The organism is Paenibacillus silvae (assembly GCF_014639235.1).
Taxonomy (GTDB): Bacteria; Bacillota; Bacilli; order Paenibacillales; family Paenibacillaceae; genus Paenibacillus; species Paenibacillus silvae.
On sequence record NZ_BMFU01000002.1, the window covers coordinates 790,569 to 804,472 of the forward strand.

11 protein-coding genes are annotated in these 13,904 nt (G+C 45.2%); 5 read left to right on the forward strand and 6 right to left on the reverse strand.

What is annotated here, in order from left to right; translation table 11 throughout:
• Positions 1 to 10: 10 nt before the first annotated feature.
• Positions 11 to 2,485, reverse strand: coding sequence for an RNA polymerase recycling motor HelD (helD, locus tag IEW26_RS09440; RefSeq protein ID WP_188592190.1), 2,475 nt, complete (start codon positions 2,483 to 2,485; stop codon positions 11 to 13).
• 439 nt (positions 2,486 to 2,924) lie between these two features.
• Positions 2,925 to 3,965 carry an NAD(P)-dependent alcohol dehydrogenase gene (locus IEW26_RS09445; protein WP_188592191.1) on the reverse strand — a complete coding sequence of 347 codons (1,041 nt, stop codon included), beginning with the start codon at positions 3,963 to 3,965 and terminating at the stop codon, positions 2,925 to 2,927.
• A 206-nt stretch (positions 3,966 to 4,171) separates the two neighbouring features.
• On the opposite strand from IEW26_RS09445, the gene IEW26_RS09450 reads away from it, so the two are divergent.
• On the forward strand, positions 4,172 to 4,594 hold the full coding sequence (locus IEW26_RS09450) for a MerR family transcriptional regulator (RefSeq protein WP_145402381.1): 423 nt from the start codon (positions 4,172 to 4,174) through the stop codon (positions 4,592 to 4,594).
• A gap of 129 nt (positions 4,595 to 4,723) precedes the next feature.
• Here IEW26_RS09450 and IEW26_RS09455 read toward each other — a convergent pair whose 3' ends face one another.
• A complete protein-coding gene (locus IEW26_RS09455; protein WP_188592417.1) occupies positions 4,724 to 5,764 on the reverse strand; it encodes an ABC transporter substrate-binding protein in 1,041 nt (346 codons plus the stop codon).
• Positions 5,765 to 5,985: 221 nt separating this feature from the next.
• Between IEW26_RS09455 and IEW26_RS09460 the strand changes: the two genes are divergently transcribed.
• Entirely contained in the window at positions 5,986 to 6,798 is an 813-nt protein-coding gene (locus IEW26_RS09460; protein ID WP_145403710.1) for an undecaprenyl-diphosphate phosphatase, read from the forward strand.
• A 100-nt stretch (positions 6,799 to 6,898) separates the two neighbouring features.
• Here the strand turns inward: IEW26_RS09460 and IEW26_RS09465 are convergent, their stop codons facing one another.
• The gene (locus tag IEW26_RS09465) at positions 6,899 to 7,567 is read right to left on the reverse strand and encodes a DUF8426 domain-containing protein (RefSeq protein ID WP_188592192.1); all 669 of its coding nucleotides are present in this window, start codon (positions 7,565 to 7,567) and stop codon (positions 6,899 to 6,901) included.
• A 405-nt stretch (positions 7,568 to 7,972) separates the two neighbouring features.
• On the opposite strand from IEW26_RS09465, the gene metE reads away from it, so the two are divergent.
• From metE to IEW26_RS09480, 3 genes are all read left to right on the forward strand, one after another.
• Complete coding sequence (gene metE, locus IEW26_RS09470) at positions 7,973 to 10,270, forward strand: 5-methyltetrahydropteroyltriglutamate--homocysteine S-methyltransferase (protein ID WP_145402383.1); 2,298 nt, start codon at positions 7,973 to 7,975, stop codon at positions 10,268 to 10,270.
• A 288-nt stretch (positions 10,271 to 10,558) separates the two neighbouring features.
• Positions 10,559 to 10,810: a (4Fe-4S)-binding protein gene (locus IEW26_RS09475; RefSeq protein ID WP_184181457.1), complete on the forward strand. Its 252-nt coding sequence runs from the start codon at positions 10,559 to 10,561 to the stop codon at positions 10,808 to 10,810.
• Entirely contained in the window at positions 10,803 to 11,084 is a 282-nt protein-coding gene (locus IEW26_RS09480) for a GNAT family N-acetyltransferase (protein WP_188592193.1), read from the forward strand. The genes IEW26_RS09475 and IEW26_RS09480 overlap by 8 nt, the downstream gene beginning before the upstream one ends.
• A gap of 86 nt (positions 11,085 to 11,170) precedes the next feature.
• On the opposite strand, the gene IEW26_RS09485 is transcribed toward IEW26_RS09480, so the two are convergent.
• Positions 11,171 to 13,102, reverse strand: a complete 1,932-nt coding sequence (locus IEW26_RS09485) for a fructose-1,6-bisphosphatase (protein WP_188592194.1) — start codon at positions 13,100 to 13,102, stop codon at positions 11,171 to 11,173.
• A gap of 224 nt (positions 13,103 to 13,326) precedes the next feature.
• On the reverse strand, positions 13,327 to 13,899 hold the full coding sequence (locus IEW26_RS09490) for a redoxin domain-containing protein (protein ID WP_188592195.1): 573 nt from the start codon (positions 13,897 to 13,899) through the stop codon (positions 13,327 to 13,329).
• Between the last annotated feature and the right edge of the window lie 5 nt (positions 13,900 to 13,904).

Below are 13,904 nucleotides of genomic sequence, written 5' to 3' on the forward strand. Positions count from 1 at the left end.
AATGTAAAACTCAATCCTCCAGATCATGGAGATGCAGCGGGGCAGCAGTTTTTCTAGGAACACAGGTTTCTTCGCGTTTCTCATAAAGGTCTTGAGACAGTGCTTGCACAAAAGGCGACCAATGCTGCTTGGCATATAAATGCAAACGATGCATCGCGCGAGTACAAGCCGTGTAGAGCAGCTTGCGGTCATACTCTTCGCCATATTGTCCCGCTGAAGCGTCATATACGAGCACGGCATCAAATTCCACACCTTTGGCAAGATAAACCGGGATCACCATGCAGCCTTTTTCAAACTGCTCGGTTTCCTTCGTAATCAGCTTCAGTTTTTCCATACCTTGTGCCTGTAGACGCTCATAAGCTTTGCGGCTCTCGGCTGCTGTCTTGGTTATGATGGCAATGGATTGAAAACCCTCTGCATGTAACTCGTCAACATCTTTGCAAATAAACGCATCATGCTGGCTCTCTACGATGCCCGTTTGTATAAGCTGCGGCTTCTGATCTCTTCTGTCAAAAGCAACAATCTCTTCGCCGCCTGGCAGCATGGCTCTGGTGAATTCGACAATTTCACGGGTTGAACGATAACTTTGCAGCAGCCGGATAAGTCTGGTTTCCTTTTCACCATATAATCCGGTTAATGGAGAATCCGCAGCAGCAAGCTCCGTTGCCTGCATATAGATGGCCTGACCGAAATCACCCAGCACTGTCAGCCGGGCGCGGGGAAACAGCTTTTTTATATATTCATACTGGAATGCAGAATAATCCTGCCCCTCATCCACAAATACATAACGGATATCTGTGTTGATACGCACACCTTCAATGATTTCTTTGACATATAAATACGGAGTAGCATCTTCATGAAACAGTTTGTTTTGATGCAGCATGTCGATCGTTTGTCTGCAAATTTCATCCCAGTAAGGCGGAACAACTGCACCATTAGTGCGTTCCTTATAAGCGTCCTCGTCTACAAATAACTGCTCATACACTGCCTGAACATTCACAAATTTGAACTTCCGCACCCGCTGTCTTAACGGTTTGAACATCTGCTTCACAACATTACGCCGCAGTAGCTGCTCCTCTCGCTCCAAAAAATCAAAGGCCCCTTCATCCAGATCAGGACGTTTGCCCATATTCTCACGAGCGGCATACTGTTCAGCCACTTCAAACACTGGCTTTTCCTTGTGCAGCTTGCGGTACACATCCGCGTAATCATCCACATCGAGATAATTCAATTCTTCCTCCACCCAATCTGCGTACAGCTCCTTCTGCTCCAATTGGGCCAGCTCTTTCAGCAGCCATTCCTGCAATAGCAGAATACGACTGGGCAACGATAACTTCACATCATAGCTGGAAAATTGCGCCTTCATCTGTGCTGAAGTAATGAACTCGCGATCGCGGAATCGAATGCCAACAAATTTTATGCCTTCCCGACCGAGCCATTCACCGTAATTTTTCAGTGCCTCCAGAAATGCAGGGGACGCTTTGTACCGAATTCCTTCCAACCGTGCGGAATACCCTGCTTCCTCTCCAGCTGTCAGCACATACTCCATTTGGTCGAGCGGGTCCTCCGGACTCAGCGACGATCCCAACCAGTAATTCAAATATTCCTGGAACGTGGTCTGTTGAATATTTTCTTCACCCAGTTCAGGCAATACGGTCGAAATGTAACTGCCAAACATCGGATTCGGCGAAAAAAGAACCATCTGATCCGCTTTAACGCTCTGGCGGTGTTTATATAAAAGATAGGCCACACGCTGGAGCGCCGCTGACGTCTTGCCGCTGCCTGCTGCTCCCTGAACAATCAGCATTCGGCTTCGATCATCGCGGATGATCGCGTTCTGCTCCTTTTGAATCGTTGCCACGATGCTTTTCATCTGTGAATTGGCTCCTTTGGAGAGTACCTCCTGAAGCAAAGCGTCCCCAATGGTCTCACTGGCATCAAACATGCCAAGCAGCTGACCATCCTGAATCTGAAACTGGCGTTTCAGCTCCACGCTGCCCTCGATTCGTCCCATCGGAGTCTCGTAATCTGCAGGACCAGAGGCATGATCATAATAAAGACTTGCGATCGGGGTACGCCAATCATAGATCAGAAAATTTAATCCTTCCCTATCCGTAAATGAGGACACGCCAATATAAACCTGCTCGGTGAAGTTAATTCCCTTCTCCTTAAAGTCAATTCGGCCAAAATAGGGTAAAGGAAGCAGACGATTCACGCTTTTCCATTGCTGCACGAGCAGCTGATGTCCCCGTTCTCGCTCAGCCAGCACGCGTGATTGCTGGTTTATCGTATAAAAAGCCTCTTCAAAATCGGTATAGGAACTCGTATTTATCGTTACTTCTTCCCAGAAGCGCTTGCGAATATCAGCCGCCTGTTCTGCCAGTCCAGCCACTTGGGGTTCAAGCTCATCAAGTCGATCTTGCAGCTCTTGACGAACATGTGCCAATCTTTCTTTTTCCCAGCGTCGTTCATTTGTTTCTGTCATCGGTTCAACCACTCCTCCACCCATTTATTGGAATAAAAAAGCAGGTTGACAAAACAACGAATCCGATGTAATATTAAATTAGGAGAAATAATGTTACACCTGTTTAATTCGATGTAATATCAACTGCGCTCATGATTATATCATAGCGCATTTTTGCGTTCAATCTTTTTTTTGACTCAAAGAAACTTTCCCATCTGTATGTTGCAATAGGCACATAATCCGTAAACCAGACTTTGGAAGTCATTGCTTTTCTGGAAGAGCCTTATATCCCTCATGCTGTCGTTGGTGCACAATAAAAGATCGTTTTACGTGCTGCAAGAAACAAAGAGCCCCAGCTTCCATATTCGGAAGCTGGGGCTCCTTTTACTAATGCATGACCTTATTACTTTATTCACTTCATGCCAGGACATTGATAAAGTTTATCCCTTAGCTCTTTACCTTAAATCGTGCTGGTATCAATAACGAAGCGATATTTAACATCTGAAGCGAGTACACGCTTATAGGCTTCATCAATCTGATCTGCCGAAATAACCTCAATGCTAGGGACGATATCATGCTCAGCACAGAAATCAAGCATTTCTTGTGTCTCACGTATGCCACCAATCATCGAACCTGCGAATGAGCGGCGATGTCCGATCAGCGAGAATGCATTGACGGGGAGCGGCTCAGGCGGAGCTCCTACATTAACGAGCGTGCCGTCCAACTTGAGCAGTGAGAAATAAGCATTGATATCAATGCTGGCACTTACTGTATTAATGATCAGGTCTAATGAGCCTGCCAGCTTTTCGAATGTTTCCGGGTCGCTCGTTGCGTAGTAGTGATCTGCGCCAAACTGCAAGCCGTCTTGTTTTTTACTCAGGGATTGAGAGAGAACAGTAACTTCAGCTCCCATCGCATGTGCAATTTTAACCGCCATATGACCAAGGCCGCCCATCCCTACGACTGCTACCTTTTTACCCGGGCCAGCGCCCCAATGATGCAGCGGAGAATAGGTGGTGATTCCGGCACATAGCAGAGGTGCAGCAGCATCCAGCTCAATATTGTCAGGAATGCGTACTACAAAATCCTCGGTTACCACGATATGTGTGGAATAACCGCCTTGGGTTGGCTCACCGTATTTGTCTACACCTGCATAGGTTGGAATGTTGCCTTTCAGACAGTACTGCTCTTCACCTTTAATGCAATTCTCACATTCGCCGCAAGAGTCTACCATACAGCCAACACCTACACGGTCGCCTACTTTGTATTTGGTTACACCGCTTCCTACCTCAGTAACGATCCCGGCAATTTCGTGGCCTGGTACGAGTGGATAATTGACGGGTCCCCACTCCCCATGAGCAGTATGAATATCCGAGTGGCAGATGCCGGCAAATTTAATTTCAATTAACACATCCGTGGTATCCAGATCACGGCGGTTAATTTCTGCGGAACGAAAGGCTTGATCTGGTCCATCCACGGCTCTGGCTTTAGCTGTAATCAATGTTATAACCTCCTCATGATTTTGGAATCCTCTTTATCTTACGCCCTATAGTTAACTCTAGGTCAAATGTTTTGCTCTACTTTTTTTAAAAGTGTTCGTTTTGACATCACTGCTGACGTCATGATAGAATTCATTCGCATCAGCGGATAGCCTGTACCATACGGCTTTAATCTTGATCTGATTAGAACTGAAAGGAACAAACCTATATGACATATTCCATTAGTGAAGTCGCTAAAAAACTGGATCTGACTGTTTATACATTACGCTACTATGACAAAGAAGGCCTTATGCCCTTCGTCGAACGCAATTCGACCGGAACGAGGCAATTCAAGGACTCGGATATTGACTTTCTGAAAATAATCCAATGTCTGAAAGCTACCGGAATGCCGATCAAGGATATCCGGGAATTCATCGCCTGGTGCTCGGAAGGTGATGCAACCTTGCGTCAGAGGTATGACATGTTTACCGAGCGCAAAGCCAGCGTCGAGGCCCAAATGGAAGAACTCCGAAGAACAATGGAGGTTATTGAGCATAAACGCAGCTATTATCAGCAGGCTATTGAAGCTGGGACGGAAAGCATTCACAAAGCTGCACTTGCTCCTAACCGTGAGCACGTAGCAAGCTCGTAGAGCAAGAGAATGGGACTTTTCGCCTGTTTGTTAATGACCCCGTTCCATGAAAAAGAGGCTCCACCTAAGACGGTGAAAGCCTCTTTTTCCTTGATTCATGTTTCTAATTGAAGTCTGCTTGCGAAAAAACTACTTGGAAGCCGAGAGCAAGCTGTCCGTAATAAATTTAAGCTGTCCTTCCAACGATACCGGATCGTTATAGGTGTCCGACGATGGATCAAGCTGGAATACATGATTGGCTTTTACAGCCGGAAGGTTTTTCCATAGTGCATTTTCGTATACCTTATTGGAATCACTTGTATCCCCGGACCACGGGCTGGTGAAAATAATGTCCCCTGCATACTCCGGCAGCACTTCAATGGAGATGGAAGCCCAGCCAGTTCCGCTGTCAATCGCTTCTGCCTGAGCCTTGGCTGGTGCCTTAAGTCCAAACTCACCGTAGATAATTTCTCCTCCACGTCCATAGTTATGACCGAAGACATACAACCCTTTATCATATGGATTCAGAATAGATACAGTACGATTACCTACAGCAGCTTCTACCTTTGGTTTCAATTCGTTAATTTGAGCTTCCCACTTGCTTATCCAGGCTTTAGCTGCATCTTCCCTATTGGTGAGCTTGCCCATCTCCAGCATCAAATCTTTGTAATTGCGTTTACCATACTCGATCTGAACAACAGGTGCGATTTGTGACAGCTTGTCGACGCCTTCTGTACCAGTGTACACCATAATCAAATCAGGCTTCAGCGCAAGCAGCTGCTCTGGCGTAGGCGGTTGTTCACCTAAATCCGTTGTGCCTTGTGCAGCAAGCTGATCCTTGATGTATTTGTTTTTCATTGAGCCCGATGCTGCTCCAACTACTGGAGCATCTAATGCTACGAAATATCCCGTAGTGAAGGCTGTCAAATCCACAATCCGCTTTGGATTTTTCGGCACCTGAACTTCACCAGCGTCAGATGCAAATGAAACCATCTCATCTTCTGCACCTGCCCCGGTATTTGTCGAACCCTCTGTATTGTCACTTGTCTTGCTTTCGGCATCTGAAGATACATTAGTCTGATCTGCTTCATCTTTAGCTGTATTCGAAGCAGATTGGCCACATGCACTCAGGATGAGTAAGAGCACAAGCGCCATCATTATCCATATTAAACTTCTTTTCGTATTACGCAAAAATAACCCCACCTTTAATGTATTAGATTCCATCAACAAATGATATTGATAATCGTTATCAACGATATCATGACTCCAGCCTTTTGACAATACTAGTTTCATATATTCATTCCAAACTTGCCATCTAGTGAGTTAAAAGGCTATCATCATTAGAGTGGATAGAGAGATTTAACGAAGAGAATAATTCCTAAAATGTAAAGAAATGTTTCAAGGAGGACATGATGGATCAGATTATACTGTGGTTAAAGTACTTTTTTTTGGGCATGGTTCAAGGGGCAACGGAGCCAATTCCGGTCTCCTCCAGCGGCCATTTGATTATTGCCCAGCGGTTAATGGGACTGAAGCAAAATGGCCTATCGTTTGAAATTTTAACGAACACCGCCTCATTAATTGCGATTGTTTTTATTTTTCGGGAAGACATTATGAAACTGATTACTGGTGGATGGGGGTATCTTCGAACCCGTAAATCGGAATATCGGGATGACTTTATGTTTTGCTTATATATCGTTATTGGTACCATTCCAGCAGCCGTTGCCGCTGTGCTGTTCAAGGATCAGATTGAGGACATTTTCTCCTCTGTGTATACGGTAGCCGTTGCCCTGTTAATTACAGGTGTGGCGCTTTGGCTTATCCGTAATCTGCGCGGTCGCAAACAGGACGGTGATTTAAAAACAAAGGACGCTGTACTGGTTGGACTCGCACAGGCCGTTGCTCTTATTCCGGGCATCAGCCGTTCGGGTGCTACCGTTATCTCGTCTATTGCAGTCGGCATGAAACAGGAAACGGCGTTAAAGTTCTCCTTTATGCTGTACATCCCGATCAGCCTTGGCGGTCTGATTATGGGTGCATCTGATATTGCACATGATCCAAATCGTGCACAATTAGCGATCCCTTATCTGATCGCGTTTATCACTACATTGATCGTTACCTATTTCTCCATGAGATGGTTTATGGGCATTATGGCCCGGGGTAATCTCAAGTATTTTTCATATTACTGCTTTGCGGCAGGAACATTGTTACTTATCTTTTTGTAAAAAGATTCTCTATGCACAGCAAAGGACAACCACAGCGGTTGTCCTTTTTCTGCTTCCTTACATCAACGGTCCATAAGAAACTGTCTCTCGAATTTTCCATTTAGGATTTGGCATATTGCAGAATCGCTGCTGCTGCGTGTACTCTAATCTGTTCGTTCTCGCTGTGCAGTGCACGTTCAAGTATTTCCAGTGCAGTATTGATTGTGCTTTGCTCAACTCTCGCTGATATATTGCCTGTTACCGTGTTGACTGGCGAGAGTTCTGTCGTTTCGGTTAATGCTGTGCCTGCTGCCCCCTCCGTTCCCCTAAGAGCCTGGTCCAGCTGTGCCTGCGTTACGGGCAACATCAATTGAGCAATAAATTTGGGCTCGCTCAGCAAGATTTGCATATGTTCATTGATTTCCTCAAGCGGTACTCGCCCAAGCCAGGTTACGCCCCTTCGATGGCAGATCAAGTCGTCACTTGTTCCGATTGAATCGTCATAATAATAATCACCGACGTCTCCGATGTACATCCATTCCTCATCCTTCATCACAACATAATCCCCGTCTTCAATCAGGTTGACAAAGGTATGTACCGTCTCGACCGCATCGCTCAATTCTCCGCCAGCAAGGTTATAACGCTGTTCCAGTTGTTCGGCAATGCTCTCCATTGAAGCCTGCTCAAGATCACCAAGCACAGACCACGGAATGCCGATATAGTTATCTTCCAAATAACTTTTTACTTTATTGACACCATCTACAGTGGACTGAATATAAAACAGATTCATGAATGCACCCATCCCTTCTATCAAGCCATAAACCTATATAAGTTGAATCATTCAATTTACACGTGAACGGAGAGGACAGAAAAAACCTGAAAAAGCGAAGCGATCGCCTGAAAGCTTTCTGTAAGAAAGCTACATCGGAAGCATACGCTTATCACCGGATTTTCCCTTTAAGAAAAGGGAGTCGAAAAAATCTGGGGATAACCGCTACTCTCCAGGTTATTCTGTCATCGGAGTGGATTGTGTAAATTTTTAGGTCAACTTATATAGTTAACCACCCGAACATCATCATGTCCAATCTCTCTGATATAGCCACAAGCTATAGCTGGATATAATTTAATGGAATTACTTAATAGCCACGCTTATATGATACCTTACTGTTAACACATTGCAGAGGGGTTATGTCAAATGACAAAAAGCAGCGTATTAGGATATCCGCGGATCGGAGCCGATCGGGAATGGAAAAAAGCACTTGAAGCATTCTGGGCAGGAAAATTGGAAGAAAATGAACTTCACGCGAGACTACAGGAGATTCGTTTAGATCATTTGCGCAAGCAGCAAGCCAAAGGCATTGACTTGATTCCAGTGAACGACTTCAGTTATTATGATCATATTCTGGATACAGCCGTGATGTTTGGTATTGTGCCAAAACGCTTTGCTTATACCGGAGGTGCTGTGCCTCTCTCCGTGTATTACGGCATCGCCCGTGGAACGAAAGATGCCGCAGCCAGTGAAATGACCAAATGGTTCAACACGAACTATCACTATATTGTACCTGAACTTAACGATGCTTCGCCTTCTCTGACCGAGAACAAACCGCTGATTGCGTACCTTGAAGCGAAAGAAAAGTTAGGTATTGAAGGTAAGCCGGTCATCGTTGGACCGCTGACCTTCCTGAAGCTCTCCAAAGGCTATGATGCTTCCGAAACCGATGCTTGGCTGGATCAGTTGGTTCCTCTTTACACCCAGGTATTACAAGAACTTGCGGACGCTGGCGTACAGTGGGTACAGATCGATGAGCCCGTGCTCGTGACAAAATTGAATGACGGTGATGTACAGCGCTTGAACAAAATCTATTCTGCTTTTGCATCCGCTGTTCCGAACTTGAACATCCTGCTGCAAACATACTTTGAATCCGTCGAAAACTATAACGAAATCATTCAATTGCCAGTGCAAGGCATCGGTCTCGACTTTGTACACGGACTTGAAGGCAACCTGCAATCCATTCAAACGAGCGGTTTTCCAGCAGATAAAGTGCTTGGCGCAGGCATCATTGATGGACGCGGCATCTGGAAAGCCTCTCTTCAGGACAAGCTGACACTACTCCAAACACTCACTTCACTCGTTACACCTGAAAGGTTAATTGTTCAGTCCTCTTCCAGCCTGCTGCATGTGCCTGTCACAACAGCAAAAGAAACAAAGCTTGCTGCTGAACTTAAAGAGGCACTCGCATTTGCGGATGAAAAGCTGGATGAGATCGTTATTTTGACCCGAGCACTCAAGCAGACCGATGCAGACATCACCGCTAAAATCAACGAAGCTGAGCTGAAGCTGCAAGCATTGCAGCGTTCAGGAGATCGTAATCGCAAGGCAGTACAGGATGCTGTAGCTTCCATCCGTGTGCAGCAGCCTAATCGTTCACATCCGTTTGAAGAACGTCATCTCGCCCAGCAGGAGAAATGGCAGCTCCCCTTGTTCCCGACAACAACAATTGGCAGCTTCCCGCAATCAACAGAGGTCAGAAAAGCTCGCCAGCAATGGCGCAAAAACGAACTGAGCAATGAGCAGTACAGTGCCTTTATCCGTGATCAGATTGACAACTGGATCAGCATTCAAGAGGAGATCGGCATTGACGTGCTGGTTCACGGTGAATTTGAGCGCACCGATATGGTTGAATTTTTCGGAGAGAAGCTAGCCGGGTTTGCCTTCACCCAATACGGCTGGGTACAGTCCTACGGTTCTCGCTGTGTGAAGCCGCCGATTATTTATGGTGATGTTGAATTTACGAATGAGATGACCGTTGAAGAGACGAAATATGCGCAGTCGAAAACAGATCGCCCTGTCAAAGGCATGCTGACTGGCCCGATCACCATCATGAACTGGTCCTTTGTTCGGGAGGATATTGAGCGGGAAACAATCGCCTATCAATTGGCCTATGCACTCAGACAAGAGGTTGAAGCGCTTGAAAAAGCAGGCATCGGCATGATCCAGGTGGATGAACCTGCCGTTCGTGAGGGCTTGCCGCTCAAGCAGGATCAACAAGCCAATTATCTGGACTGGGCCGTCAAAGCGTTCCGCATTACGACATGCACTGTACAACAAACAACCCAAATTCATACCCATATGTGTTATTGCGAATTCCACGATATGATCGACTCTATTGAAGCGATGGATGCCGATGTCATCTCCATTGAAACCTCGCGCAGCCATGGCGAGCTGATTCACAGCTTTGAAGAGAATACGTATGAGCTCGGTATTGGACTTGGCGTGTACGACATTCATAGCCCGCGTGTGCCAAGCGTCGAAGAAATGAGCAGCATGATTGACCGCGCTTTGCGCGTGCTTGATCCGAAGCTGTTCTGGATTAATCCGGACTGCGGTCTGAAAACACGTGGACAGGAAGAAACCGTATCTTCTCTGAAAAACATGGTGGATGCAACCCGAATTGCACGGGCAAAGCACGCTGCTTCTCCTGTTCTGAACTAGATAAACTGAACAAGTGATGATTTTACGGACGCTTCAATAAAAAAGCTTTATTAAGCTAAGGAAACACTTAAAAAGCGGGAATCCTGTACCAAGGATTCCCGCTTTTTAAGTTGTACACGTTGAAAATCAGTATTACATCAACGTATTAGGTCATTCGTCACGTTGACTAATCCATGATTCCTCATTATAATTCGGACATCGAGAGCCTGGCAGACATGATTACCATGAATGCATGGGAGAGCGATCTGTATACAAACTCAACTCTAAAGTGAAAGATGTGAAGAGATTATGATTAAGGAGAAGTTGTACTACGGTAAAGATATCGAGGTCATGTTTAATTCGGATGTATGCATTCATTCCGGTATCTGCGTAAAAGGCCTCCCTGCTGTTTTTGATTTGAGCAAGCGTCCTTGGGTTGATCCCGATGGTGACACTTCAGAGGCTATTGCCCGGCATATTGACACATGTCCAAGCGGAGCATTGACGTATAAGCTTCTGAACGATGAAGTCTCAACGAAGAAAGAGGATGAACATGCATAATGTAGAACATGAAGCTGCCAATAAAAGATTTCTTATTCAAGATAACGGCGACATTGCTGCGGTGATGACGTATGTAATCTCAAGTCCGGAGCTGTACATTATTGATCACACATTGGTCGAAAATGCATACCGGGGACAAGGGCTTGGTGATGAGCTTATCAAAGCTATGGTGGAATACGCGCGGGAAAATGGTATTAAGATTTTACCTTTATGTCCCTTTGCCAAGGGCCGTTTCGAGCGTATCTCTGAATACACAGATGTTCTCCATCATTAATATTTGCAGTTGATTTTTATAAGTGCAGAAAAAAGTACAAAAAGCCTCCCTCGCATGGGGGATTTTTGTACTTTTAGCATTTGCTCTCATTTCATATAGCGGTAGTCTAGTAGATCCTTCAAGTTTGAGATTTTCTGTAGCAGCTTCTCCCCGACATTGGTTTCCTTCACCAGTTTCCGTTCCAGCTCTTTATCCACCAGTCTTTTTACAGACAATACGTCTGTTCCGTTGCATAACACATCTTCTTTTGAATTGAATTTTTGATGGGCGACGAGCTGCATGCCAAAAGAGTTGTAAAGCAAGGTATATCCGGCAATGCCTGTTGTGGATTGATAGGCTTTGGAAAAACCGCCGTCAATCACGATCATTTTCCCGTTTGCTTTGACAGGGCTCTCTCCACTGATTTCTTTGACTGGCGTGTGGCCGTTAATGACATGTCCATGATCCGGATTCAAATCGAACTCCTGCAAGATTCTTCGACAAATCTCTTCATTTTCACGTAAATGGTAATAAGGATTTTTTTTCTCCTTATGTGCTTCTTTTTCTTGAATAAAATAACGCTCAAAAGTGGTCATTTCTCTCTTGCCAAAGAGTGAGGAGCATTCTCCCGTCCAGATGTACCATACCATATCCGTCGCCAGATCGTCTGTCTCTTCCGGATGGGCAAAGGCGTAACGTAAATAATCCTCAAAAACATCAAGCAATTGACGACCTGCATAGGTCTTGTCTTCAATCTGCATTTCTTCCATATTTCCTTCTTCATCCATAGGAATACAGCCGTGGATTAACAAATTTCCATTGTATTTTAAATAAAGGCTTCCCTTTTTCATGAGGAAATTCATATGTCTGGCCAGCTTTTCAGAATGCTGAACGGAGAACAGCAGTTTCTCCATCACTTGGCGTTCTTCCTCCAGCAATTGTTCAGGATTTTGCGGATTTACGGTTGAAAAACAGGTGTTTTCCAGCTGGTACGTTTTTCCGCAGATCGTGATTTCGTTTTTGTCGTAATCAATCTGCTCCAGCAAAAGTCTTTCAGACATATTAAAGTATGGACGTCTCTTGATAATCGGGCTTTCAAGTTTAAACTGGATCATGGCAATGGCTTGGTGGATTTTGGTGATCTGCAGAATTTCCTGCTCTGAACCGTTATGTCCAGCCTGCAGCTTAGGTCTGAAGGGCAGATTGTCTTCATAGTATTTCTCCGCCAAGTTTAGCAGTGGGCGCAGATTGATTCCGTATACATCTTCTATGATGTCCAGATTGTCGTATCTGGCGCAGATCCGGATAATATTCGCAAGGCAGACCAGAGAACCCGCGTAAGCACCGATCCAGAGGACATCATGGTTCCCCCACTGAATGTCTACAGAATGGTAATGGATTAGCGTATCCATAATTTTATCGGGGTCCGGACCCCGGTCATAAATATCTCCAACCACATGAAGATGGTCAACCACCAGGCGCTGGGTCGTATAAGCAAGGCCAATAATGAGCTTGTCTGCTTGGCCCAGAGAAATAATTTGCCGATATATTTCCTCATAATAAGGATCCTTATTGTTGGTCGAATCCGTCTTGTATAGAAGCTCCTCTACAATATATACATACTGCTCCGGCAGAGCTTTACGCAATTTCGAGCGCGTATACTTGGAAGAGGCATAAGAAATAAGCTTAAGCATGTGTTCAATCGTTTGTCTATACCACTGGTTTAGAGCCGTTTTATTGCTCAGTTCCCCTATAACCAGCTGTATTTTTTCTTCAGGATAATAAACCAATGCTGCAAAGTCATTAATTTCTTGATCCGTCCATACTTCCCGGAACAATTCCTTGATTTTTTCTTTGACGGTACCCGAACCGTTTCGCAGTACATGCTGAAAAGCCTGGAACTCCCCATGCAAATCACTGACAAAATGCTCGGTTCCCTTTGGGAGATTGGAGATCGCTTCAAGGTTGATGATCTCGGTGATGATTTTTTCTTCGGTATCATATTTCTGGGCCAATAAATCTAGAAACTGCTCATCCAAAACAGATGTCCCCCTTCAAAGAAGTTATGTGGTATTGATTTTATAGTAAGTTTCCAAGGGACCTTTACCTATATGATGATTATCAGCATTGTCCTCCCTAATCATACTCCAGTTCATCATATATGAACAAATTTCTGTACTGAACTATGAAACAAGAAAAGGCAACGATATTTAATCGTTGCCTTTTCTATCGCCCACTTGTGCGATTAACCAATCGTCAACATTCAAATACTCTCCTCCAGCCATTGCTGCAAGGGAATATTCTCCGTCAGCTCACCAAGCAAAATATGGCTAAACTCCCCTGCTCGGTCAATAACCATCGTGGCTGGAAGACCCGTAATACGATAGAGACTGGATACCTTGCCTGTCGCATCAATGATCACCGGAAAATCAAACTGATGGCTTTTCATAAACTCGTTAATGGTGCCTTTGCTCTCCCCCACGTTGACAAACAGTGTCTCTACGTTGCTGCTATTCTGCTGCGCCAGCTCATGCACCAACGGCATTTCTCTGACACATGGCGTACACCAGGAAGCCCAAAAGTTAATCATTACGGCTTTTCCCCGGTAATCGGACAACCGAACCTGCTCACCCCTGGAGTTTACCGCTTCAAAATCGGGGGCTTCTGTTCCTGCACGAATAGGATTGCTGCTCTTGGATTCGGCATTCAATAGATTGTTCACTATAGCCCATATGCCAGCACCTAGTGCCACCATTGCAATCAATATGGTAACGGTACGCCTTATTTTTCCTCCGGGCTTGGACTCAACCTTAATCTCCTGTGCTTGTTTTGGCATTGCAT